This is a genomic window from Prosthecobacter sp., from assembly GCF_044222345.1.
Lineage (GTDB): Bacteria > Verrucomicrobiota > Verrucomicrobiia > Verrucomicrobiales > Verrucomicrobiaceae > Prosthecobacter.
The window spans coordinates 1-23256 of record NZ_JBGANL010000033.1; the positions used below are offsets into that span (position 1 = coordinate 1).

Annotated in this window: 16 protein-coding genes and 1 pseudogene; 10 read left to right on the forward strand and 7 right to left on the reverse strand. The window is 61.1% G+C overall.

Annotation, left to right across the window (positions count from 1 at the left end):
• From ACILSL_RS17120 to ACILSL_RS17135, 4 genes and pseudogenes are all read left to right on the forward strand, one after another.
• Nucleotides 1–1652 (forward strand): annotated as a pseudogene (locus ACILSL_RS17120) (type II secretion system protein GspD); the annotation flags it as partial.
• A complete protein-coding gene (gene coaE, locus ACILSL_RS17125) occupies nucleotides 1597–2370 on the forward strand; it encodes a dephospho-CoA kinase (RefSeq protein WP_395733276.1) in 774 nt (257 codons plus the stop codon). The pseudogene ACILSL_RS17120 and the gene coaE, both read left to right, overlap by 56 nt.
• Nucleotides 2367–3833 (forward strand): transcription termination factor Rho, encoded by a 1467-nt coding sequence (gene rho / locus ACILSL_RS17130; protein ID WP_395733277.1) that lies wholly within the window; start codon nucleotides 2367–2369, stop codon nucleotides 3831–3833. The genes coaE and rho overlap by 4 nt, the downstream gene beginning before the upstream one ends.
• Nucleotides 3830–4969, forward strand: coding sequence for a ribonuclease D (locus ACILSL_RS17135; RefSeq protein WP_395733278.1), 1140 nt, complete (start codon nucleotides 3830–3832; stop codon nucleotides 4967–4969). Before rho ends, ACILSL_RS17135 begins: the two co-directional genes overlap by 4 nt.
• A 15-nt stretch (nucleotides 4970–4984) precedes the next feature.
• Here the strand turns inward: ACILSL_RS17135 and modA are convergent, their stop codons facing one another.
• The 5 genes from modA to ACILSL_RS17160 are packed head-to-tail and all read right to left on the reverse strand — an operon-like array spanning nucleotide 4985 to nucleotide 12914.
• Nucleotides 4985–6511 carry a molybdate ABC transporter substrate-binding protein gene (gene modA / locus ACILSL_RS17140; protein WP_395733279.1) on the reverse strand — a complete coding sequence of 509 codons (1527 nt, stop codon included), beginning with the start codon at nucleotides 6509–6511 and terminating at the stop codon, nucleotides 4985–4987.
• 39 nt (nucleotides 6512–6550) lie between these two features.
• Nucleotides 6551–7975 carry a DUF1501 domain-containing protein gene (locus tag ACILSL_RS17145; RefSeq protein ID WP_395733280.1) on the reverse strand — a complete coding sequence of 475 codons (1425 nt, stop codon included), beginning with the start codon at nucleotides 7973–7975 and terminating at the stop codon, nucleotides 6551–6553.
• Between the two features lie 3 nt (nucleotides 7976–7978).
• The gene (locus tag ACILSL_RS17150; RefSeq protein WP_395733281.1) at nucleotides 7979–10852 is read right to left on the reverse strand and encodes a PSD1 and planctomycete cytochrome C domain-containing protein; all 2874 of its coding nucleotides are present in this window, start codon (nucleotides 10850–10852) and stop codon (nucleotides 7979–7981) included.
• The gene (locus ACILSL_RS17155; RefSeq protein WP_395733282.1) at nucleotides 10849–12387 is read right to left on the reverse strand and encodes a LamG-like jellyroll fold domain-containing protein; all 1539 of its coding nucleotides are present in this window, start codon (nucleotides 12385–12387) and stop codon (nucleotides 10849–10851) included. The genes ACILSL_RS17150 and ACILSL_RS17155 overlap by 4 nt, the downstream gene beginning before the upstream one ends.
• Entirely contained in the window at nucleotides 12384–12914 is a 531-nt protein-coding gene (locus tag ACILSL_RS17160) for a sigma-70 family RNA polymerase sigma factor (protein WP_395733283.1), read from the reverse strand. Before ACILSL_RS17160 ends, ACILSL_RS17155 begins: the two co-directional genes overlap by 4 nt.
• Before the next feature lie 206 nt (nucleotides 12915–13120).
• On the opposite strand from ACILSL_RS17160, the gene ACILSL_RS17165 reads away from it, so the two are divergent.
• The 6 genes from ACILSL_RS17165 to ACILSL_RS17190 are packed head-to-tail and all read left to right on the forward strand — an operon-like array spanning nucleotide 13121 to nucleotide 18946.
• Nucleotides 13121–14140: a LacI family DNA-binding transcriptional regulator gene (locus ACILSL_RS17165; protein WP_395733284.1), complete on the forward strand. Its 1020-nt coding sequence runs from the start codon at nucleotides 13121–13123 to the stop codon at nucleotides 14138–14140.
• 52 nt (nucleotides 14141–14192) lie between these two features.
• Nucleotides 14193–15125 carry a sugar ABC transporter substrate-binding protein gene (locus tag ACILSL_RS17170; protein WP_395733285.1) on the forward strand — a complete coding sequence of 311 codons (933 nt, stop codon included), beginning with the start codon at nucleotides 14193–14195 and terminating at the stop codon, nucleotides 15123–15125.
• On the forward strand, nucleotides 15122–16063 hold the full coding sequence (locus ACILSL_RS17175) for an ABC transporter permease (RefSeq protein WP_395733286.1): 942 nt from the start codon (nucleotides 15122–15124) through the stop codon (nucleotides 16061–16063). Before ACILSL_RS17170 ends, ACILSL_RS17175 begins: the two co-directional genes overlap by 4 nt.
• 5 nt (nucleotides 16064–16068) lie before the next feature.
• Nucleotides 16069–17073: a nucleoside hydrolase gene (locus ACILSL_RS17180; protein ID WP_395733287.1), complete on the forward strand. Its 1005-nt coding sequence runs from the start codon at nucleotides 16069–16071 to the stop codon at nucleotides 17071–17073.
• The gene (locus ACILSL_RS17185) at nucleotides 17070–18065 is read left to right on the forward strand and encodes a nucleoside hydrolase (protein WP_395733288.1); all 996 of its coding nucleotides are present in this window, start codon (nucleotides 17070–17072) and stop codon (nucleotides 18063–18065) included. The genes ACILSL_RS17180 and ACILSL_RS17185 overlap by 4 nt, the downstream gene beginning before the upstream one ends.
• A complete protein-coding gene (locus ACILSL_RS17190) occupies nucleotides 18065–18946 on the forward strand; it encodes a ribokinase (protein WP_395733289.1) in 882 nt (293 codons plus the stop codon). The genes ACILSL_RS17185 and ACILSL_RS17190 overlap by 1 nt, the downstream gene beginning before the upstream one ends.
• Before the next feature lie 85 nt (nucleotides 18947–19031).
• On the opposite strand, the gene ACILSL_RS17195 is transcribed toward ACILSL_RS17190, so the two are convergent.
• Together ACILSL_RS17195 and ACILSL_RS17200 are read right to left on the reverse strand one after the other, a co-directional pair.
• The gene (locus ACILSL_RS17195; RefSeq protein ID WP_395733290.1) at nucleotides 19032–20501 is read right to left on the reverse strand and encodes a DUF1501 domain-containing protein; all 1470 of its coding nucleotides are present in this window, start codon (nucleotides 20499–20501) and stop codon (nucleotides 19032–19034) included.
• Complete coding sequence (locus ACILSL_RS17200) at nucleotides 20498–23251, reverse strand: PSD1 and planctomycete cytochrome C domain-containing protein (RefSeq protein ID WP_395733291.1); 2754 nt, start codon at nucleotides 23249–23251, stop codon at nucleotides 20498–20500. The genes ACILSL_RS17195 and ACILSL_RS17200 overlap by 4 nt, the downstream gene beginning before the upstream one ends.
• Between the last annotated feature and the right edge of the window lie 5 nt (nucleotides 23252–23256).

The window sequence follows — 23256 nt, forward strand, 5'->3', positions numbered from 1 at the left end:
CTCAGATGAAATACAAAGTTGAAGCGCACGCCGTCCTGGTGGTGCCAATTTCTGAAAATGCCAGCGAGCAGTATACCCGCAGCTATCGCGTTCCGCCTGATTTCTTGAGCTCAGGTGGTGGTGGAGACCCCGGTGCTGCCGCACCGGCAGCAGCAGCTGATCCTTTTGCTGCTGGTGGTGGTGCAGCGGCTGGTGCTGGTGGTGGTTTGATCGCCAGAAAAACAGCCCGGCAGATTCTTGAAGCATCAGGGATCCTTTTCCCCGAAGGCGCTTCGGCAAGCTACAATCCTGGCAACTCTCAATTGGTGGTCAGAAACACACAGCCGAATCTCGACCTGGTGGAAGCCTATGTGGAATCCATTACGAAGCTGGCCCCCAAAATGGTGGTCATCACTTCCAAGTTCGTCGAAGTCACCCAGAAAAACACCGAAGAACTCGGCTTTGACTGGCTCCTCGGCGGAGTGGGTAAAGGAAATATTTTTCTCGGTGGTGGCAGCGCCGGCAATGGCAATGCATACAATGCCGCGAATTACCCATTTCAATCAAACTTGGTTAACCCCGGTTATGTTGTAGACGGCGTTCAAGTGTTTCCTAACATTCCTGCGGCTGGTGCTTTTTCAGGTGCAATACCTCTTGGTGCTGTTGATCCATCCACCATTAATCCTCTTACAGGTTTGGGTTCACCTTCGTTCCCCTATGGCGGCGGACCCATTACCGCTGGGAATCGCAGCGGTGGCTACGCCATCAACAACAGCAGCATTGACAATCTGCTTACCACTGGTTCCACCACTGCCACCACCAGCGTGGCTCCAGGGATCTTTTCCACGGCAGGCATCTTTTCAGATCCTCAGTTCCAGAATGTGATTCGTGGCCTTAGTCAGAAAAAAGGCGTTGATCTGATGAGCGCCCCAAGCGTGACAACCAAGAGCGGCACTCGTGCCACGATGGAAGTGACGCGCGAATTCATCTACCCAACGGAGTTTGATCCTCCCCGTCTTCCTCAGGGTGGTGGCGGTCTGAACGTTGGTGGTGGTGGTGGTGGTGGCCAGCAGATTGCCACGCCGACGACGCCGACGGCCTTCGAAATGCGCCAGACGGGTGTTCGTCTTGAGGCTGAGCCTACCGTGGGTGCTGATGGCAATACGATTGAATTGACCCTCGCGCCTGAAGTGGTGGAGTTTGATGGATTCATCAACTACGGTTCCCCCATTCTTTCGCCTTCGAGTCAGTCCGTTCTGCCTATTCAGTCACTTCTGGGAGCGGCGACTGGTTACGTTCCGCTCACTCAGCCTGAGCGTATGATCACTGCTAACATCATCAACCAGCCAGTGTTCTCGGTGCGCAAAGTGACCACCGGGGTCTCCATCTGGGACGGGCAGACGGTTGCTCTGGGCGGCCTGATCCGCGAAGACGTGCAGGACGTGCAGGACAAAGTACCGATCCTTGGCGATCTGCCCTTCGTGGGCCGCTTGTTCAAGAGTGAGTCCGAGCAGCACTACAAGCGCAACCTGATGATCTTTGTGACGGCCCATTTGATCGACCCTTCGGGTCAGCGGATCAAGCCTGCCAATCCTGCACAGGCGGCAGCAGGTGCTGATGCTGCAGCTGGTCCTGGCTCGGTTGGAACGCTTCTGCCAGCAGTGGCTCCTTAACTGTCCCAAACTCATCTTAATCAACCATGGCAGGCAGGATTGCGCGAGCATCCTGCCTGCTGTGTTTTTAGCGACAGGGGATTGCAGATGGGCGGCCCCCACGCCAAATACTTCGATGAAATCTTGGTTGATCACCGGTGGAGCAGGATGTGGCAAAAGTTCGCTGGCAGCGTTGCTGATGCAGCAGCTTCCCATGCCGCACCGTTTCTTTTCTGCCGATCTGATGGTGGGAGAGGTGATGAAGCGTGAATCAACCATCCAGGGGCTGGTGAGTGCCTTTGGAGCGAGGGCTCTGGGCAATGCAGGTGAGATCAACCGGCAGTGGCTGCGCGATGTGGTTTTGCCTGATGCCGGTCTGCGCAAAAAGCTGGAGGGCCTGCTGCACCCCCCCGTTTTGGCCGCTTTGGAGGAGGCCCGCAGGGAGGCCGAAAAGGCAGGGGTGAATCTTTTCCTTGCGGAAGTCCCCCTCCACTATGAGATTGGAAGTACAGTTTCAGCAGACTTCGTCATCGTGGTGGCTTCCAGCCGGTCGGTGCAAGTCAGGCGGATGATGGAAACCCGGGGACTCGACGAACAGACCGTTCACAAGTTCCTGGAGGCCCAATGGCCCATCGAAGCCAAGGTAGAAAGAGCAGATGCCGTCATTTGGAATGATGGTTCTCTGGCCTCTCTTGAAGCCCAGGTGCTGACGCTGGCAAGTCCACTCTTGCAAGCATGAACGATCCATCTACCGAATCCCCCGCAACGGTTGCGGCAGCCCCCGCCTCCACAGTGTCGGAACCCACCCCCGTTGCCACTCTCCCTTTGGTGAATCCCGAGCCGCAGCAGGAATCTGCATCTCCTGCACAACCTCCCGCTGTTTCAGGTGAGACGCCTGCCGAGCCCCAGAAGGCGGATGGCGCACAGCCGCCGTTTCCAGAGGAGATTTCCATCAACGAACTGCAGAACGCCTCGCTGGCAGATCTGCTGGAGCTTGCGGAAAAGGTGGGATTCCGCCTGAATGCGAGCCGCACGAAGCATCAGCTCATTTACGATCTTTGTTCGTGGATGGGGGAGCACAAAACCCGCCTCAAGGTGGAAGGTGTGCTGGAGATTGGCACGGACAACTACGGTCTCATTCGTTATCCGAAGTACAGTTTCATGCCTTTGCCAGAGGACGTCTTCGTTCCTTTGTTTCTGGTCAGGAAATTCAATCTGCGCCCGAGCCAGAGAATTGCAGGGATTGCCAAGGCCCCCAAGGACAGGGACAAGTATCTGGCGATCGACCGGATCACCGAAGTCGAGGGGATCACCATCGACAAATGGGAGACACCGACAGATTTCGACAAGCTGACGGCGACCTTTCCCAACAAGCGCATCATTCTGGAAACGGCCAAGCCTTGCGCGGTCAGCTCCCGCATTCTCGACATCGTGGCACCGCTGGGCAAAGGCCAGCGTGGTCTTATCTGTGCGCCGCCGCGTTCGGGCAAGACGGTGATCCTGAAGGACATTGCCAAATCCATTTCGCAAAATCACAAGGAGATCACTCTGATCGTGCTGCTGCTGGATGAGCGCCCCGAGGAAGTGACTGACTTTGAAGAAACCGTGAGCGGCTGCGAGATTTACAGCTCCACGTTTGATGAGAGTCCGAAGCGGCACAGCCAGGTGGCGGAGATCGTGCGTGAGCGCGCCTGCCGTCTGGTGGAGATGAAGAAGGACGTGGTCATCCTGCTGGACAGCATCACGCGTCTGGCCCGTGGCTACAATTCATCGCAAGGCAGCAAGGGTGGGGCCTACATGGCCGGTGGTGTGGGCACCAAGGCGCTGCAAAAGCCCAAGAAATTCTTCGGGTCTGCCCGTAATGTGGAGGAGGGAGGAAGCCTGACGATCATTGCCACGGCGCTGATCGAAACCGAGAGCCGCATGGATGAGGTGATCTTTGAAGAGTTCAAGGGCACCGGCAACATGGAGGCCACATTGGACCGAGAAATCTCCGAGCGCCGGATCTATCCCGCGCTGCACCTGCTCAAATCGGGCACACGACGTGACGACCTGCTCTACCATCCGGACGAATTCCGGCGCATCACGCAGGTGCGCAAACAGCTTGCCGCTGTTCCCGCCGTGGAGGCACTTGAGATGCTTATCCGCAATATCAACCGCACGAGCAACAATGCGGAAATCCTCCTCATGGGCCTGAAATGAACGAGGAAGGATCACCCCCGAAGGACTACGAGTTCATCGACACACCCGAGCATCTCAATGAATGGGTGGGCAAGATGCGAGCCTGGCTGGCTGAAAGCCCGGACAAGCGCTGCTGCCTGGACACGGAGGCGGACAGTCTGCACCATTACCATGAGAAGCTCTGCCTTCTGCAGGTGAACTGTGCCGGGCGCTATGCGCTGGTGGATCCGCTGGCGATTTCAGACGTCACGCCGCTGCTGGAGCTGCTGGATGCGCATGAGCTGTGGTTCCACGGGGCTGACTACGATCTGACGATGCTGCGGAGGACCTATGGCTGGAATCCGAAGGTGATTCGTGACACGCAGATCGCGGCGCGTCTGCTGGGTGCGCGCCAGTTTGGGCTCGCGGCACTGGTGAAAAACGCCTTTGATCTGGATCTGTGCAAGGCGTCCCAAAAGGCTGACTGGAGCCGCAGGCCGCTGCCGCCGAACATGCTTTCGTATGCGGTGGATGATGTGCGCTATCTGCTGCCCATCGCGGATAAATTCGTCGCTGATCTGAAAGCGAAGGGGCGTGAAGACTGGTTTCATCAGAGCTGCCTGTCCTTGCAGGAGGATGTGGCCGCACGTGACAATGTGGCGCGTGAGGACCCGTGGCGTGTGCAGGGCTGCGGCCGGCTGCACCCCAGAGGACTGGCCCTGCTGAAAGGCATGTGGGAATGGCGTGAAGGGATCGCGAAAGAGCGTGACACGCCCTGCTTCAAAATCATGTCCAACAAGCAGATGGTGGCCTATGCCGAGCAGTTTGAAGCCGGCCAGCCGCTGAATCCGCCGAATGGCTGGCGTCCGCGCTGGAAGAAGGAGTTTTTTGACATCGTGGCGGCGATCATGGCGTCCACTGCCGCAGACTGGCCGCAGCGCGCCAAAAAGACCAAAGGGCGACTCAGTGATGCCCAGCGTGATCAGATCGACAAGCTCTGTGCGCATCGCGAAAAGGTGGCGCAGGAGCTTGAGATCGAGCCTTCGCTGCTGGGGTCACGTGCGACCATCGAGGACCTCGTCGTGGACGGGAATCCATCGAGTCATCTGATGAACTGGCAGCATGATCTAATGGCGAGTGGTCTGGAGCAGGTGCTGCAGACGGCGGCGGCTGAGTAAGCTGCCAGGGCAACGCTATTTTTGCTTCAACCAGTCAGGCAGAACGATGTCCGCGCTTTTGACGGGAGCGGTGTCGCCTTTCCAGACGAAGCCGGCATCTTCGAAACTCGTGCGCTGCCCGCGCAGAAAGGCCAGAAGGCGGCGGCCGATCTGCTGGTTTGGGGAATCATGCCGCACGGCGAAGGGCTGCACGGCCTTGGACTTGTCTGCTGGCAGCGGCACGGCATCGAAGTGGGCCTTGTCGTTGTTGATGTTGATGCCATAGACGACGGCGGCGTCGAGAGAGCCGGTGCGCATCTGATTGACGAGGAAATCTGCGGTGGGCACCTGGGATGAGGCGTTTTTGCTCACGCTGTCCCAGAGGTTCATGGACTTCAGCATGGAGTGTGTGAGAAAGCCGATGGTGGACTGCTCAGCATTGCAGATGCCGACACGGAGGCCGGGGCGGGCGAGATCCGCGAGGGTGTGGATGCCCTTCGGATTGCCTTTGGGGACGGCGATGACGATTTCCGCCTCAGTGAGGAGGATGGCTTCAGGGAACTGCTCGGCCACGGGAGGGACGAAACAGACATCGCAGGCGTAGTAGACGTCTGGGAACTTGGGATTGCTGCTGTCCTGCATGGTCTTCATGGAGGCGCAGAGGATGCCGCAGCCATTGAAGACGGTGGTTAGTGTGATGCCTTCACGGGTGGCGAACTGCTGCAGGAGCTTTTCGATGGCGGGACGATTCACGCCGCCGCTGTAGATGATCAGATCAGGGCGTGCGGCCCACTTGTCTCCGGGCACGGGATTGAAGCCCTGCTTTTTGAAAATGGGGCCGCCTTTTTCCGGGGCGGTGAGGTAGCGGGCGAAGCGCAGCGCCTCTGCAGGCTGCTGGCTGGATGAGAGGATGGTCGCGGTGGCATGTTCTTCGTGCTTTGCGAGTTCTGGCAGAGGGGCGGTCTCAAGGCCTTTGAACTGTGGTATGACGGAGTCCCAAACGATGGCGGCATCGACAGCACCGAGGGAGAGATCGGCGGCGATTTCGGTGACGGTGGGTTTCATCACGGCGGCTTTCGCGGCGAGGGCATCCCATTCGGGGCCGAGAAGCTTTTTCACCACGCGGCCAATGCTGGCGGCTTCGGGATTGGCGAGAGCAAGTTTGATGCCGGGGTTCTTGAGAGCGGCGAGGCTGTCGATGTGCTTGGGATTGCCTTTGGCGACGGCCAGCACGGGTTTTTGGATGACCAGAGGGAATTCCTCGCGTGTGACCCCCAGCTTTTTCGCGTCTGCCAAGGCGCCATCGTCGGCAGCGATGAAGAGATCGCCCTGCTTGGTGATCTTGAGCTGGCTGAGCAGCGTGCCGGTGCCGCCGTATTGGAGGCGGACTTCAGTGCCGGTCTCCTTTTGGTAAGCGGCGGCGATTTCCTCCACCGGCTTCTTGATGCCGGCGGCGCAAAAGACGGTGAGTGGCGGAGAGCTGGTCCTGGCGGGTTTGAGTGCCATCCAAGCGGCCACGGCGGCGGCTCCGAGGCAGAGGACGATGATCAGTTTTTTCAGCATGATTCTTGAACGTGCCAGAAAGGCGGTATCGCTCAAATACTACGCGATCAATTTCTCGATCACCTGGCCGCCGAACTGGCTGAGCTGCTTGAAGCGTCCGGCGTGGTAGAAGGTGAGCTTGTTGTCGTTCAGGCCGAGCAGGCGCAGGAGTGTGACGTGGAGATCGCGGACGTGATGCACGTCTTCGACGGCCTCCATGCCGCGATCATCGGTGCTGCCGATGGTGTGCCCGGCCTTGCAGCCGCCGCCGGCGAGCCAGACGGTCATCGCCTTCGGATTGTGATCGCGGCCGTAGGCGGTGCCGCCGCGCACGCCGTTGTCTGGAGTGCGGCCGAATTCACCGCACCAGACGATGAGGGTGTCTTCCAGCAGGCCGCGCTGTTTGAGGTCTTTGATGAGGGCGGCGATGGGCTGGTCCACCTGATGGATGAGATTGCCGTGGGCGCGCTCGATGTAGTCGTGGCTGTCCCAGGTGCCGGCGTAGAGCTGGACAAAGCGGACGCCTTTTTCCACGAGCTTGCGGGCGAGGAGGCACTTGCGGCCGAAGGCGTCGGTGGCATCGCTGCCGATGCCGTACATGGCTTTGGTCTTTTCGTCTTCGCTGCTGAGGTCGAGTGTTTCCGGGACCTGCGTCTGCATGCGGAAGGCGAGCTCGTAGTTGTGCATGCGGGCGCGCAGTTCCTCGTGCCAAGGATGGGCTTCGGCATGACGGGTGTTGAGCTGCGCGAGGAGGTCGAGATTTGCACGCTGGTGGTCGGATGCGATGCCCTGCGGCGGTTGCAGATCGAGAATGGGGGAGCCTTTGGGGCGCAGCGGGGTCCCTTGGAATTGTGCGGGGAGGTAGCCATTGCTCCAGTTGGCGCTGCCGCCTTGAGGGTAGCTGATTTCGGGGAGCACGACAAAGCCGGGCAGGTCTTGATTCATGGAGCCGAGGCCGTAGGTGACCCAGGCACCGATGGCGGGATCGCCCCCGAAGCGATTGCCGCAGTTCATTTGATACATGGCGGTGGGGTGATTCACGGAATCCACCTGGCAGCCGCGGAAGAAGCAGAGCTCATCTGCGACGCCGGCGAGGTGCTGCCAGGGCTCGCTCATCCATGCGCCGCTCTGGCCGTGCTGGGCGAACTTGAAGGGGGACTTTACGTAGTAGCGTTTGCCGCTTTCCATGGCGGACTTCTGCTTTCCTTCGCGGGTGAACTCCTTGAGGTGGAGTTTGTCGAGGACGGGCTTGGGATCAAAGGTGTCGATGTGGGAGGGGCCGCCTTCCATCATGAGGAAGATGCAGTTTTTGGCTTTCGCGGGAATTTGCTGGGGCTTGGGGGCAAGGGGGCTGGTTTGCTCAGCGGCGAGAAGGGAAGTGAGGGCTACGCCGCCGAGGGAGGTGCCGAGGCCGTAGATGAACTCACGACGTGTGGGCGCATGCAGTGCACGGGCTCCGGCGCAGGGGAAGAAGGGCGTGTTCATGGCTCAGTAGAGATAGACGAATTCGTTTGAGTTCAGCAGGACGAGGCAGACGTCTGCCAGCGCACGGGTGCGGGCATCGACATCGGCGGGCTGGAGGTCGGGGATGAAATCGGCGTAGCCGGGGAGTTTTTCGTGGAAGCTGAATTTTTCGCCTGTGTTTTCCTCCACGGCGTCACGCTTCACGCTGAGTGGGGGCTGCGGGTGTTTGAAAGCGATGGCCGACTGCCTGGATGCCATGGTATGCCAGTGCGTGGTGCAGGCGTTTTTTTCGGCGGAGGAAGGCTGGCGGCCGTAGGTGAGCTGGAATACGCGGGTGATGACATCGGCTGGTTTTTCCTGCATGACTCGGTTTGCCAGAGCCAGGGCGCGATCGTAGGTGGCCTGGCCGTTGAAGAGGCTGAAGACCTGGGGCGTGACGGTGGAGACCTCGCGGGCTTCGCAGGAGAAGTCGGGGCCGGGTTCATTGAAGACCTCCATGAAGGGATCGCGCACGCCGCGAATTTTGAGTGCATAGAGGCTGCGACGGTGGCGCTGTGCAGGGAGTGCATTGGGCACCCAAGCGGCGGCGAAGGTGCCCATGACCTGACGCGGCTGCATGGCGACTTCCATGTTGATCTCGGGGCGGTTTGGGATGCCGCCGAGGGTGGGATTGAGCTCGCCGGTGATGCTGAGCATGGCATCGCGCATTTCTTCGGCCATGAGGCGGCGGGGCTTGAAGACGGCGTAAGATTTTTCGGCTTCTTCGTGGCTTAGTTTGGCACCTTCGGCTTTGAACTCGGAGCTGCGACTATAGGCAGCGCTGGTCATGATGATGCGGTGCATCTCTTTGATGGACCAGTTCTTCTCCACCAGAGTGGCGGCGAGCCAGTCGAGCAGTTCGGGATGGGTGGGCTTTTTGCCGGTGCTGCCGAAGTTGTTGGGATTGCCGGCGATGGCCAGGCCAAAGTGCCAGAGCCAGAGGCGGTTGACGATGGCGCGGGTGGTGAGCGGGTTGTCCTTGCTGGCGATCCAATTGGCGAGCGCGGTGCGGCGGCCGGTGATGGCATCGGGGAACTCGACGCTGCCGAGCACGGACAGGACGCCGGGTTTTACGGGTTGAGTGGGGGAGAATGGATCGCCGCCGCCGAGGATGGCGGTTTGCTCCAGCTCGCCGGTGGTCATGGGGGACTGCGGCATGCGGATGGGCTGATTGACGCTGGTGACTTGTGGAGTGAGGCCATCATAGACGCTGAAGGCGAAGGGCTCGTAGCGCTCCAGCTCCCACTTGAGGCGTTCGAGGCCTTTGCGGGCGACGCGTTCGTTGCCGTAGTCTTCTGGAGCGAAGCCGACGAGCTTCGGCGGGTATTGATCTTCGGGTATGTTTTGCTTTTGCAGGATGGCGCGCGCGGTTTCGAAGACGCCGGTGAAGCTACGGTTCTTCTTCATCTTGCCGCCGTTGGCGATGAAGTCGCGGGCAGAGGTCACGGCTTTGCTCCAGGCGCTGCGATCAAGATTTTTTTCGTCATACCACTTTGCAGCATTGGCGAGCATCTTGTCGTCAAGACGGGCGAGCATGGTCATGTGCTCGATGCGGCGTGGTTCGAGGTATTTCTTTTCTTCGAAGCCGGAGGTGTTTTCAGAGGGCAGGAATGGCGCGGGACGTTCGGCGAGCTGGGTGGTGCTGAAGCAGGCCTGCATGGAGTAGTAGTCATGCGTGGGCACGGGATCGAATTTGTGATCGTGGCAGCGGGCGCATTGGAGGGAGTGGGCGAGGAAGGTTTCGCCGACGCTGTTGGTGACGTCATCGAGGAAGCGCTGGCGGGCGATCTTTGCGACCTCCATGCCGGTGAGCTCCCAAGGGCCCATGCGGAGGAAGCCGGTGGCGATGAGGAGCTCGGGGTTTGGGGGGGCAGGAGTTGACGCTGTGACGGCAGAATTGCGGGCAGGAGTGCCCGCATCACCTGGCTGCATCTCATCACCGGCGATTTGTTCCTTGATGAACTGGTCGTAGGGTTTGTTGGAGTTAAAGCTGCGGACGACGTAGTCGCGGTAGCGCCAGGCGTTGCCGCGCTCGTAGTCGTTGGCAAAGCCGCTGCTGTCCGCGTAGCGGGTGACATCGAGCCAGTGGCGGGCCATGCGCTCGCCGTAGTGAGGGGAGTCGAGGAGGCGGTTGATGAGATGCTGGACGCTGGATGCTTGATCCTGGATGAACTCTTTTTCGAAGGCGGTGGTTTCTTCGGGGGTGGGGGGGAGGCCGGTGAGGTCGAAGGTGGCGCGGCGGATGAAGGTGCGGGCATCTGCGGCGGGAGCAGGGGCTTTGATTGCGAGGAGGGCGTCGATGGGATGCTGGTCTGCGGGGACGGCGGGCTTTTTTACGGGCTGATAGGCCCAGAGGCCTTCGGGCTTGTAGCGGCGGCTGGCCCATTCGGGGGAGAGGGCTCCGGTGGTTTTGATGATGACGCCGTCTTCGGAACTCCATTTTTCGGCATTGGCTTTGGCGATGGCGCTGCGTCTTGCTTCGTCTGGCCATGGGGCTCCGCCAGTGATCCAGGCTTTGAGATGGGCGAGCTGGTCGGGGTGGAGCTTGTCGGCCTCCTTCGGTGGCATGGGTTCCCAGTCGGCTGAGTGCTGACGGGTGGAGGCGAGGTAGAGGGGGCTGTCATCGGGCTTGCCCGGCATGATGGATTTCTTTTCGCTGTCGCCACCCTTCATGGCGCTGTCCTGCGTGCGCATGTCGTAGCCGCCCTTGATCTTCTTTTCGTCATTGCCGTGGCAGGCGAGGCACTTCTCCTGAAACAGCGGCCAGACGCGGCGCACGAAGAGCTCCTCTGCATCCTCGGCATGGAGGGAGGATGCGGCGAGGAGCAGGCAGATGAGAAATGTTTGGCTCGTAGTCATTCGGGTTTGCCGTGGTCGTAGAGGTTACGGACTTCAGAAGCATTTAATGCGGCGCTGTAGATGGCGAATTCATCGATGGCGCCGTTGAGATTGCGGATGGGGAACTGGTGGCCCAGGGTAGGGAGGCCCCAGTTGCCGATCTCGCAGGGACCGAAAACGATGTCGCGGCCGGGCTGGTGGAGTTTGGAGATTTCGCGGCCGACTTCCTGGCCGTCGAAGTACTGGATGACCTCTCCGCTGGTGTTGTCATACGTGACGGCGAGGTGGTGCCAGCGGCCGAGGCTGTCGGCGGTGAAGACAGGGCGGCTGTAGTACATTTGGTTGTACTTTGCGCTCTTTGCTGCTTCCGCCGGGCGATACATGATGGAGAACATGAGGCTGCCGTCTTCATAGATCTGCCAGTGGGGTTCGCCGTTGTCGTAACCGTCGGTGAGGAGGAGGGAGTTGTACTTTTTGTCCACGGAGTCGACCTTGACCCAGCAGGCGAGGGTGAGGGCGTGGTAGGTGCCGTCGAGGTTGAGACGCACGCGGTCGCCGGGGCGCTTGAACTCGAGCGCCTCCTTTTTCTGCCAGCGGCCCTGAGTCCAACTGGCACCGACAGCACCACCGGCGCGGCTGGGGCGGCGGGGCTCGGTGAAGTTATTTACGAGGCGGTCCCAGCGGTCATCTTCCCAGTGCTTGAAGGTGTAGTAGGCGATGAGGCGCGGGTCTTTGCGCGTGGCGAGAGACGACTGCTGCCACTGATCAAAGCGCTGGGTGTCGCGCTTTTGGACGAGGCTGTGAAGCTCGCTGATGGAGAGGAAATCCTGTGGTGAGACAGCGGTGGTTTTGAGCGAGGACAAGGACATGCCTTGTTTTAAACTCGCGGATGTTTGGGCATCGGTGTGGGCGATGACTTCGCCCTCGAAGACGTGCACGGCGCTGGTGTTGTCCTTCACATTGAGAGCGAACTCGGTGCCAAGGTCTTCCAGCTTCATGCCGGGGGCATGCATGAGGAAGCCTTTGGCGGCAGGTGGGACATGGACACGAACTCGACCGCTGAGACAGCGGGCCTCCCAGGCGGAGAGAATTTCGATCTCGGCACCGCCTTCGATCAAGGCGGTGGCACCGCTGAAGAACTCGATCTGTGCGAGGCCCTGGGCGAGCTGGATGCGTCCGGGCTTGAGGGTATCGCCGCTGCGGAGTGCCGTGGCAAACTGTGCATCCATGGTCTGGCTGAGCATGGCGACGCCGTTTGAGGTGGCTTCTGTTTCCACTTGGTGGCGGGGCCAGAAGAGGAAGGCGCAGGCGATGGCTGCGGCGGCTGCGGTGAGGGATGGCCACCAGCGGTGAGGCGGAGATTTTTTAGGTGCGGCGGTTTGCAGGCGGCCGGTATTGATTGCGGGCTGCAGCAGCAGGCGGGCGTGTTGATCGACGAGTTCTAGGTAGCGCTGGCGTGCCTGCCAGTCGGAGCGCAGCAGGGCTTCGAGCTGAGTTTGCTCCTCGGGTGTGATCTCGCCATCAATGGCGGCGTGGATGAGGGATTCGAGATTCATGCGAGGCCCTCGGATTGAAGCTGACGTGTGACGCATTCGTGCAGGCGCTGGCGCAGGAGCTCCAGATTGCGGAAGAGGGTGCGGCGGCTGAGGGAAAAGCGGCCCATCATTTCCTCGGCGCTCTGGCGCAGGGCGTAGCGGCTGGTGACGAGTTCCTGATCCTGCGCGGTGAGTTTTTGCAGGCAGGCATCGAGCAGGCGCAGGCGCTCATCGAGGCGGGTTTCGATGTGGTTGCGCTCGCTGGCGAGTAGGTCCATGACGTCCTCGCTGAAAAGAAGCGGAGAGCGCGCGGATTTCTCGCGGTGCTTCTGCACCTGGAGGTAGGCGAAGCGGTAGGCCCAGGGGAGGAAGGGGCGGGTGGGGTCGTACTCGGCGAACTTGCGATAGAGGGCGAGACTCGTTTCCTGCAGGATGTCGCGGGCATCCGCCTCACGTGGGACGAGGGAGTAGATGTAGCGAAACAGCGGCTCCTGGTGCTGGGTGAGCAGGAGGACGAGGGTCTCGGTGCTGGAAGGAGAGGCTGGCATGGACGCTAGGTATTCCCGGTGTGAAGGGGATGAGTGCCAAAATTTTACCAGAATGTTCAACCACGGAATACACAGAATACACGGAACCGATCGGGGGCTTCTGATTTCTGTGTGTTCCGTAGGCATGCGATCAGATCTGGGAGCGGGTGTTGTTGCGGTGCTGCGGGTTTGTTGCCAGTGTGTCAGAGTTCGCACGTCCACTTTGCATGAATCTCAAATCTCTCGCCCAGCATCTTGGCATTTCGGCCAGCACGGTCTCACGTGTGATGGCGGGGCGGGGCGATGAGTTTCGGATCGCGAAGGAGACGCAGAAGCACATTCTGGATGAAGCCGCCGCCATGGGCGTGCGCCCGGATGAGCTGGCGCGCAGCCTGAGGCTGCAGAGCACGCGCACATTTGGGCTGGTGATCCCGGACATTTCGAATCCGTTCTTTGCCGCGCTGGCCCGAGCGGTGGAGCGCCGAGCACGGGCGCTGGGCTACACGGTGCTGCTGGCCGATTCGCAGGAATCCGACGAGGTGGAGGCGGAGTGCATCCGGACGTTGATGGACCGCCGCATTGACGGGCTCATTCTCGCGCCGGTGGGCGGGGACAGCGCGCATCTGCAGCCGCTCATTGCCTCCAAGCTGCCGCTGACGCAGGTGGACCGTGTATTTACGGCGCTGAGAACGGCGGCTGTGGTGGCGGACAACTTTGCCGGAGCGTGTGAGGCGGTGAAGCGGCTGGTGAAGCTGGGGCACAGGCGCATCGCGTGTCTGCAGGGGCGTGAAGACAGCTCGGTCATCGTGGAGCGGGTGCGGGGGTATCGCGCAGGATTGAGCGAGGCAGGGCTGCGCTTTGAGGAGAAGTTTCTTGTGGGTGGTGAGCATTCGCAGGCCATCGCGCGGGAGCATACGCTGAAGCTGCTGGACTTGCGGCCGCGCCCCACGGCGATTCTGGCGCTGAGCAATCAGCTTGCGCTGGGCGCGCTGGAGGCGGTGCGAGAACGAGGGCTGGTGATCCCGGATGATCTTTCACTCATTGCGTTTGATGAGCAGCCGTGGGCATCGCTGCTTTCGCCGCCGCTCACGACGCTGGCGCAGCCGGTGGAGGAGATGGGGACTGTGGCGGTGGACAGGCTGTGCGCGCAGATCAAGCCGGGAGGCAAGGCTTCGCGGAAGGCGCTGACGACGCTGCCGGTGCGGCTGATTGAGCGTGCATCCATCGGGCCAAAGAAGAAAGATTGACCGAAAGGCTTCCTGTTGCACAATCGTTTGCGCAAAATCACCTTTTCCAGCCATGAAATGCCTCATTCCACTTCTGTTTGCCTCCCTGGCATTGCTTTCCTGCAAGCCTGCGGGCGGGCCCGCGACCTCCAATTCCGGCAAGCCGAAGGTGGCGCTGGTGATGAAGTCGCTGGCGAATGAATTTTTCCAAACGATGGCTGAAGGCGCGAAGAATCACCAGGCGACGCATGCGGGGGACTACGAACTGATCGTGAACGGCATCAAGAATGAGACGGACCTGGCCGAGCAGGTGGGGCTGGTGGATCAGATGGTGTCGCAAGGCGTGCAGGCGATTGTGATTGCTCCGGCGGACTCGAAGGCGCTGGTGACGGTGCTGAAGCGGGCGAAGGCGGCGGGTGTGCTCATCATTAACATCGACAACAAGCTGGACGCTGATGCGCTGAAGCAGGCGGGGCTGAGCGTGCCGTTTGTGGGGCCAGACAACCGGGCTGGAGCCAAGGCGGTGGCGGAGGTGCTGGCGAAGAAGCTCAAGGCGGGAGATGAGGTGGCGATCATCGAGGGCGTGACGACGGCCTTCAACGGGCAGCAGCGCAAGGCGGGCTTTGAAGATGCGATGAACGCGGCGGGGATGAAGATTGTGACTTCCCAGAGCGGTCAGTGGGAGATGGAGAAGGCGAATGGGGTGGCGGCGGGCATCCTGGCGGCGAATCCAAATGTGAAGGCACTGCTGTGCGCGAATGACAACATGGCCCTGGGCGCTGCGGCAGCGGTGCAAGCTGCGGGCAAGGCGGGGCAGGTGCAGGTCATCGGATTCGACAACATCGCTGCGCTCAAGCCGCTGCTGGCGGATGGGCGCGTGCTGGCGACGTGTGACCAGCATGGGGACAAGCTCGCGGTGTTTGGCATTGAGGCGGTGTTGAAGGTGCTGAAAGACAAGACGGAGCCGGCGGATCAGCAGACGCCGGTGGATGTGATCACGAAGTGACTGCTTTTTTCGTCATGCGCCGCTGGACCGACTTCTTCATCCTCATTGCCGTGCTTGCGGCAATGATTGTGCTCTTTGGGCTGATGAGGGAGAGCTTTTTCAGCATGGGGACGCTGGGGACGGTGGCGAACCGGATTCCGGCGCTGGCGCTGGTGGCGACGGGGATGACGCTGGTGATGGTGACGGGTGGGATTGATCTTTCGGTGGGATCGCTGCTGGGATTTTGCGGTGCGGTGACGGGAGTGCTGATGGCGGATCTGCACTGGGGGCTGGCGCTGGCGGTGATCGCGAGTGTCGCTGTCGGAGCGGTGATCGGCAGTACGACGGGAGCGGTGAGTGTGAAGCTGCGGCTGCCTTCGTTTATCGTTTCGCTGGGGATGCTGGAGATCGCGCGAGGGCTGGCGTTCCTGACTACGAACTCGCAGACGAAATACATCGGTGCGGACATTGAGGCGCTGGGTGCACCGTTTGGCGGGCTGGTGATTTCGCCTGCGTTTGTGATCAGCCTGCTGGTGGTGGCGGCGGGGCAGGTGATGCTCTCGCAGATGGCCATCGGGCGGCACTTGATTGCCATTGGGGCGAATCGTGAGGCGGCGCTGGTTTCCGGGCTTTCGGTGGATCGTCCGCGTATTTTTGCGCATGCACTGCTGGGGGCGCTGACCGGGCTGGCGGCGGTGTTTAACTGCTCACGTCTGGGTTCGGCGGACCCGAATGCGGGCACGGGTTTTGAGCTGGGGGCGATCGCGGCAGTCGTGGTGGGTGGCACGAGTTTGATGGGCGGGCGGGGATCGGTGGTGAAGAGCTTCATGGGGGTGCTCATCATCGCCACGCTGGAGGCGGGGCTGATTCAGGTGGGAGCCACGGAGCCGGTGAAGCGTGTGGTTACCGGGCTCGTCATTGTCGCTGCCGTGCTGGCGGATACCTGGAGGAGAAAATAGACTGCATGAAATCGATCGTTTTTTTACTGCTGCTTGGTGCATCGGCTTTGGCTGAAAAGCCGCGCATCATCTTTGACACCGACATCACCGGAGATGTGGATGATGTGCTGGCGCTGACGATGTGCCACACGCTGGCGGATCGTGGTGCGTGTGAGTTTCTCGGGGTGACGATCTCGAAGGACAATCCGCTCACGGCGAGTTTTGTGGATGCGCAGAACACGTTTTATGGGAGGCCTGATCTGCCGATTGGTGTGACGCGTGATGCGACGGCGCAGAAGCGTGCAAGCAGTTATCTGAAGCTGGCGGATTCACCGGACTATCCGCATGATTTGAAGAAGAATGAGGATGCGCGGGAGGCGGTGGATCTGCTGCGTGAGCTGCTGGCGAAGCAGCCGGGCGGGAGTGTTTCGATCATCAGTGTGGGCATTGCCTCGAACATGGCGAACTTGCTGAAGTCGAAGGGCGATAAGCATTCGCCGCTTGATGGGCCGGCGCTGATCCGGAAGAAGGTGAAGATGCTGTCCATCATGGCGGGAGCGTTTGCCTTCTGCAACCGGACGAACTACCACCTGGAGGCGAATGTGATCAACGGGATCGGCTTCATGCAGACGGTGGCGAAGGAGTGGCCGGAGGAGGTGCCGGTGTACTGGAGCGGGTATGAGATCGGCGAGGCGCTGCCGTTTCCGCGTGCCAGCATCGCGCAGGATTTTGGTTATATGCCGCATCACATCGTGAGGGAGGCTTATCTGCTGCACAGTGGTCCGGCGCATGATCGGCCGTGCTGGGATGAGAGCAGCGTGCTGCAGGCGGTGTTTCCTGAGCGTGGCTTCTTCGGCCTTTCCGATCCAGGGCGTGTGAGCGTGGGCGCGGATGGTTTTACGAAATTCACTCCGCCGGGCAAAGATGCCAAGGGCGGCAAGCGTGACCGTTTTCTCACGATGACGTCTGTGCAGCAGGCGCGTGCGCTGGAGACCATTGTTCAAACCACTGTTCAACCACCCAAGAAATGAAAAAACTCGTTACTCTCCTCTTCTGTGCGCTCTGCGGCCTGTCCCAGGCGGCGCCGGTCAAACTCATCTTCGACACCGACATGGGCAATGATGTCGATGACCTGATGGCGCTGGCAATGATTCACAACCTGCAAAAACGCGGTGCGTGTGAGCTGCTGGCGGTGACGATTACGAAGGATCATCCGCAGGCGGCGGCCTTTGTGGATGCGGTGAACACGCTGTATGGGTATCCCGACACACCGATTGGCGTGGTGCGAGATGGCGCTGCGAAGGAGGCGGGAAAGTTCAATCTGCTGGCGGACGAAAAGAACGCCGACGGCAGCCTGCGGTATCCGCATGATCTGAAAAGCGGGGCGGATGCGCCGGAGGCGGTTGGCTTGATCAAGGACATCCTGGCGAAGCAGCCGGATGGCAGCGTGGTCATTGCGCAGGTTGGCTTCTTTACCAATTTGTCGCGGCTGCTGGATTCGCCGGGCGGGAGGGAATTGATCAAGAAGAAGGTGAAGGTGCTCAGCATCATGGCGGGCGCGTTTCAGACGGTGCAGTGGGACACGCGGCATCTGGAGTACAATGTGAAGCTGGATGTGCCTGCGGCGCAAAAGCTGGCCAAGGAATGGCCCACGCCGGTGGTGTGGAGCGGGTATGAGATCGGCGTGGCTGCGGCGTTCCCGCATGTCGTCATCGAGCAGGATCTAGATTACATTCCGAATCATCCGCTGAAGGAGGCATATTATTTGTACAATCCGCCGCCGCATGATCGCCCGACTTGGGACCCGACGGCGGTACTGTATGCGGTGCTGCCAGAGCGCGGCTATTTTGATCTCTCGCCGCCGGGGAACGTGGTGGTGGAAAATGATTCGGCCACGCTCTTCCGCAAGACCAAGGATGGCAAAGGCAGGCACCGCTTTCTGGTGATGAGCCCGGAGCAGACGGCGCGTGTGCGCGAGGCGATCGTGCAGCTCAGTGTGGAACCACCGCCCGCCAAGAAGTGATGTCAGTGCAGAGTCCTAGAATCGTTGTCGTCGGCTCGCTGAATGTGGATCACACGCTGCGTGTGCCGCACATTCCTGAGCCGGGAGAAACGCTCGCGGCGAGTGGTATGCTGACCTGCTTTGGTGGGAAGGGGGCGAACCAGGCCGTGGCTGCGGCGCGTGCGGGCGGTACGGTGAGCATGATCGGCTGCGTGGGGGAAGATGACTTTGGTGCGCGTTACATTGAGGCGCTGGTGAGCGAGGGCATTGACACGACGGGTGTGTTGCGTTCGGCCACTCCCACGGGCTCGGCTTTCATCGCGGTGGATGATCAGGGGGAGAATTCGATCATTGTGAATGCGGGAGCGAATCATGCGATCACGCCGAAGGACATTGAGAAGCATGCGGGGTTGATTCGCGGGGCGGATGCGCTGCTGCTGCAGTTGGAGTGTCCGCTGGCGGTGGTGCAGCGGGCTGCGGAAATTGCGCGGGATGCGGGTGTGCGGGTGGTTTTGAATCCATCGCCTTTGAGTGCGGAGTATCTGGTGGCACGGTTTGCGGTGGATGTGTTGATTGTGAATGAGGGCGAGGCGGCGCAGATCACGCCGGAGCGGAATTTGACGGAGGCGATGTGCCGTCATTTGATCATCACGCGTGGCGCGGAGAGCACGCTGAGCATCACCGAGGATGGTGTGGAGGAGATCACGCCGCCGAAGGTGACGCCGGTGGATACGGTGGGCGCGGGAGATACGTTTGCAGGGGCGTTTGCCGTGGCGAGTGGCGAGGGCCGGGGAGATGCGATCCGGTTTGCGAATGCGGCGGGGGCGCTGGCGACGCTGAAGGCGGGAGCTCAGCCGGCGATTCCGATGCGGGGGGAGATTGAGGGGTTTGTGAGGGCATGAAGTGGTGATGCGGGCGCTCTTGCCTGCTGCGGATGTCACGAGACGTTCGAGTTGCGGGCAGGAGTGCCCGCATCACTTCGGAGTATTACGCCAGCATCTGCTTGATGACGTGGCCTTCGACGTTGGTGAGGCGGCGCTGGACGCCGTTGTGCTCGAAGGTGAGGCGTTCGTGGTCGAGGCCGAGGAGGTGGAGGATGGTGGCGTTGAAGTCGTAGAGGGGGTGGATGTCCTTCACGGCTTTCTGGCCGAGGTCGTCCGTTTCGCCACAGCTCACGCCGGGCTTCACGCCTGCGCCGGTCATCCAGCAGGTGAAGCCGTCTGGGTTGTGGTCGCGGCCTTTGGCGCCTTTTTGGAAGAAGGGCATGCGGCCGAATTCGGTGCACCAGACGACGAGGGTGTCTTCGAGGAGGCCGCGTGCTTTGAGGTCGCGGATGAGAGCGGCGGCGGGCTGATCGAGGATGGGCGCGTGAACGTCGTACTGCTCCTTGAGGGCATTGTGGCCGTCCCAGTTGAGCTTGCCGCCGCTGGCGTAGGCACCATTGAAGAGCTGCACAAAGCGCACGCCTTTTTCGATAAGGCGGCGGGCGAGGATGCAATTCTTGGCAAAGGCGGCCTTCTCGGCGTTTTGGGTGTCGTCGGCACCGTAGAGTTTGAGGATGTGCGCGGGCTCGGTGCTGAGATCGCTGATCTCCGGAACGCTGAGCTGCATGCGCGCGGCTAGCTCGTAGCTGGCAATGCGTGCGGCGAGTTTGCCATCGCCGGGGTGGGCTTCGAGATGGCGGGCATTCATGCGCTGGAGGAGGGTGCGCGCGGCTTGATCTGTGGCGGGAGAGACACCCGGTGCGGCGAGATGGCGCACGGGGGCTTTAGAACTCATGGTGGTGCCTTGGAATGCGGCTGGCAGGAATCCTGGGCCCCAGTTGTTGGCTCCGTTTTGCGGTACGCCGCGTGGATCGGGAATGGCGACGTAGGAGGGAAGATCCTGATTTTCGCTGCCGAGTGCGTACGTGGTCCAGGCGCCGAGGGAGGGGAAGCCGTCGAGATTGAAACCGGTGGAGAGGAAGTTCTCAGCAGGGCCGTGGGTATTGGACTTGCTGGTGAGCGAATGAACGAAGGCGAAGTCATCGGTGAGCTCCGCGAGATGCGGGATCATGTCGCTCACCCATTTGCCGGTCTGGCCGCGCTGGCGGAAGGTGTATTGCGGGCGTGCGAGATTGCCTGCGGGGCCTTGGAAGGTGACGGCGGGGCCGCCGGGCAGCGGCTTATCGTCCCACTTGATCAGCTCGGGTTTGTAGTCCCAGGTTTCGAGCTGGCTGACCGCTCCCGCGCAGAAGATGACGACGACGTTCTTTGCCTTCGCAGGGAAATGCGGCTGGCGTGGGGCGTAGGGACGGGCGGGGTCGATGATGGGCCTGTCTGCGGCGAGGAGGCCATCGAGACCCAGAAGATTGGTGAGCGCGATGGAGCCGAGGGCGGTGCTGCTGCTGGAGAGAAAGCGGCGGCGGTCGAGCAACGTGTGGCCTGCGGGGGAGAGGTGTTCGGGAAGAAGGCTCATGGCACAAAGAGGAATTCGTTGCTGTTGAACAGGGCGCGGCAGAGGGCGGGGAGACCGTGGGTTTGAACGAGAGCGGTGGTGTCGGTGAGTTCTGCAGCGGTGGGCGGGCGGCTGAGGGCGAGCTGGTAGGCGAGGGTGATTTGTTTGGCGGGGTCGGTGCCGGCTTCCTGCTGCACACGAGTGGTGAAGGCTTTGGATTGTTCGAGGGTGAAGCGGCTGTTGAAGAGATTGAGGGCCTGGATGGGGGTGGTGCTTTCGCTGCGGCGGGCGGTGCTCTGGCCGGCATCGGGGCAGTCGAAGGCACCGAAGACGGTTTCGGGCTCGCGGCGCACTTTGTGGGCGTAGATCATGCGGCGCTGGTTTTCTGGCGTGAAGGTCTCGATGGGATCGAAGCCGCTGAGGCCGCCGCGCTGATCGAAGAGATTGAAGCCGCGGCCATACATCTGCCGATTCAAACGACCGCTGACGGCGAGCATGGAGTCGCGGATGGATTCGGCTTCGAGGCGGCGGGAAGGGTAGCGCCAGAGGTAGCGGACGTCTGAGTCGATGGTCTCATTCTCTTTGATGCTTTGTGACGACTGCCCGTAGGTCTGCGACAAGAGAATGAGGCGGTGCATGTGCTTTACGCTCCAGCCGCTGCGGATGAATTCGGCGGCGAGGTAGTCGAGGAGTTCGGGGTGGGTGGGCTTCAAGCCCATGCGGCCGAAGTCGCTCGGGGTCTGCACGAAGCCGGTGCCGAAGTGGCCCTGCCAGATGCGGTTGACCATGACGCGGGCGGTGAGCGGGTTTTGTGGACTGGCGATCCAATCGGCGAGGGTGCGGCGGCGGTCTTGTTCGGCAGATTCTTTGGGGAGTGTCACATTGCCGAGGGCGCTGAGCACGGCGGGGGTGACGGCTTCCTTGGGCTGCTCGGGATCGCCGCGATTGAGGAGGTGGATGTCGTCTGGTGTGCGGAAGGTGCCGGCGAAGGCTTTCTGCGAGTTGGCCGCCTGGGCGATCTTTTTCTCGGTGGCAGCCTTTTCCTCGACGAGCGGGCGGGCGCGTTTGTTTTCTTCGGGGGTGAGTCCCTTGAGCGTGGGCTTGGCGATCTTGTTGTTTTTGGGGTCAAACTTCTGGCGGTCGCTGGCATCGGCGACGGTGTGCCATTGGCCTGCGGCATCGCTGATTTCGATTTGGTAATCGGTGGCGAGGCGGTCGGTGAATTTGCCGTCGCGGTCACGGCTCCAGACGACGCGCTCGACGGTTTGCTCCTGCGGGAACTCGAGCTCGACCCAGCCCTGGCCGAGCTTGTTGGAGAGCCAGCTGCGTGAGTTGCCGTAGCGGCCATCGTTGAGGAAGCGCAGTTCGTGGCGCTCGGCCACGCCGATGTCGCCGGAGGATTTGCGCTTGGTGCCGGAGGTGGCAAGCGCGACGTTTTCGCCGCGCGTGTTGAAGACTTCGAGTTCATCGATGCAAGGCTCGAGGTTGGTGGTGGCCTTGATGGTGAAGCGCACGCGCTGCGTTTTTACCGGTGGAAAGCGGTCCGAGTTTTCGCGGGCGTTGATCATGGGGCGCTCGGCACCGGATTTCGCCAAGGGCACGAAGCGGGCGAGTTCTTTGTCGATCTCTGCGAGGCGTGCTTTGAGATTTTTCTCCTCCTCGCGTGCGGCCTCGGCGGCGGGCGTATGGAGGTCGCGGTCGGCGTATTCGACACCGGCAACGAAGGCCTGCATGGCGTAGTAGTCCTTGGAGGTAATGGGGTCGAACTTGTGATCGTGGCAGCGTGCGCAGCCGACGCTGAGGCCGAGGAAGGTCTGGCCGATGTTCATGACCATCTCATCAATGGAGTCCTGGCGCGCGAGGCGCTTGGAGGCATCGTCCTTGCCGATCTGGCCGGGGAGCAAAACGGAGGCGGTGACGAGGAATCCGGTGGCGGCGTCCTGGCCCATGGCATCGCCGACGATCTGCTCCTTGATGAAGCGATCGTAGGGTGTGTCGTTGTTGAAGGCGCGGATGACGTAGTCGCGGTAGGGCCAGGCGTTGGGGCGCTCGGTGTTGACTTCAAAGCCGTGGGTGTCGGCATAGCGCACGACGTCGAGCCAGTGCTGGGCCCAGCGTTCGCCGTAGCGCTCGCTTTGGAGCAGGCGGTCCACCAGATGCTGGAGGCTGGATGCTCGATCCTGGATGAACTCCTTTTCGAAAGCTGCCACCTCTGCAGGTGTGGGTGGGAGGCCGGTGAGGTCGAAGGTGATGCGGCGGATGAGCGAGATGGGATCCGCGGGTGGGGAACGGCGGAGGTTTTTTTCGGCGAGCTTGGCGTCGATGAAGGTGTCGATGGCGCTGGAAGTTGGGGGCAGGATGCCCCCACTCCTGGCCAGAGGTTTGAAGGACCAGTGATCGCGGCGGTCTTCGAGTTTGGCGAGGTCGATGCCATCGGGCCAATTCGCGCCTTCGTTGATCCAGGTGGTGAGGGTTGCGATGTCGCTGGCGGGGAGCTTGCCTTTGGGCGGCATGAGCTCGTCGTTGTCATCGGTTGTGATGAAGTGGATGAGCGGGCTGTCCTTGGCTTTGCCGGAGATGATGTCGGGAGAGTGTTTGTCGCCGCCTTTGAAGGCTTCGGCTTTGATGTCGAGGCGGAGGCCGGACTTTTGCTTTTTCTCGCCGTGGCAGCTGTAGCAGTGCTGCTGCAGGATGGGGCGCACTTCGCGCACGAAATCAACGGCAGCAGCAAGGCTGGAGGAGGCGAGGAGAATGAGAGCGGCCAGCTTCATGAAGT

Excerpts from the sequence above, each read along its gene's own strand:
- ACILSL_RS17190 (WP_395733289.1), top strand. The coding sequence starts at position 18,065 with ATGTCAGTGCAGAGTCCTAGAATCGTTGTCGTCGGCTCGCTGAATGTG.
- ACILSL_RS17160 (WP_395733283.1), bottom strand. The coding sequence starts at position 12,914 with ATGCCAGCCTCTCCTTCCAGCACCGAGACCCTCGTCCTCCTGCTCACC.
- modA (WP_395733279.1), bottom strand. The coding sequence starts at position 6,511 with ATGCTGAAAAAACTGATCATCGTCCTCTGCCTCGGAGCCGCCGCCGTG.
- ACILSL_RS17180 (WP_395733287.1), top strand. The coding sequence starts at position 16,069 with ATGAAATCGATCGTTTTTTTACTGCTGCTTGGTGCATCGGCTTTGGCT.
- rho (WP_395733277.1), top strand. The coding sequence starts at position 2,367 with ATGAACGATCCATCTACCGAATCCCCCGCAACGGTTGCGGCAGCCCCC.
- ACILSL_RS17195 (WP_395733290.1), bottom strand. The coding sequence starts at position 20,501 with ATGAGCCTTCTTCCCGAACACCTCTCCCCCGCAGGCCACACGTTGCTC.
- ACILSL_RS17185 (WP_395733288.1), top strand. The coding sequence starts at position 17,070 with ATGAAAAAACTCGTTACTCTCCTCTTCTGTGCGCTCTGCGGCCTGTCC.
- ACILSL_RS17165 (WP_395733284.1), top strand. The coding sequence starts at position 13,121 with ATGAATCTCAAATCTCTCGCCCAGCATCTTGGCATTTCGGCCAGCACG.
- ACILSL_RS17155 (WP_395733282.1), bottom strand. The coding sequence starts at position 12,387 with ATGAATCTCGAATCCCTCATCCACGCCGCCATTGATGGCGAGATCACA.
- ACILSL_RS17200 (WP_395733291.1), bottom strand. The coding sequence starts at position 23,251 with ATGAAGCTGGCCGCTCTCATTCTCCTCGCCTCCTCCAGCCTTGCTGCT.
- ACILSL_RS17135 (WP_395733278.1), top strand. The coding sequence starts at position 3,830 with ATGAACGAGGAAGGATCACCCCCGAAGGACTACGAGTTCATCGACACA.
- coaE (WP_395733276.1), top strand. The coding sequence starts at position 1,597 with ATGCTGCAGCTGGTCCTGGCTCGGTTGGAACGCTTCTGCCAGCAGTGG.
- ACILSL_RS17150 (WP_395733281.1), bottom strand. The coding sequence starts at position 10,852 with ATGACTACGAGCCAAACATTTCTCATCTGCCTGCTCCTCGCCGCATCC.
- ACILSL_RS17170 (WP_395733285.1), top strand. The coding sequence starts at position 14,193 with ATGAAATGCCTCATTCCACTTCTGTTTGCCTCCCTGGCATTGCTTTCC.
- ACILSL_RS17145 (WP_395733280.1), bottom strand. The coding sequence starts at position 7,975 with ATGAACACGCCCTTCTTCCCCTGCGCCGGAGCCCGTGCACTGCATGCG.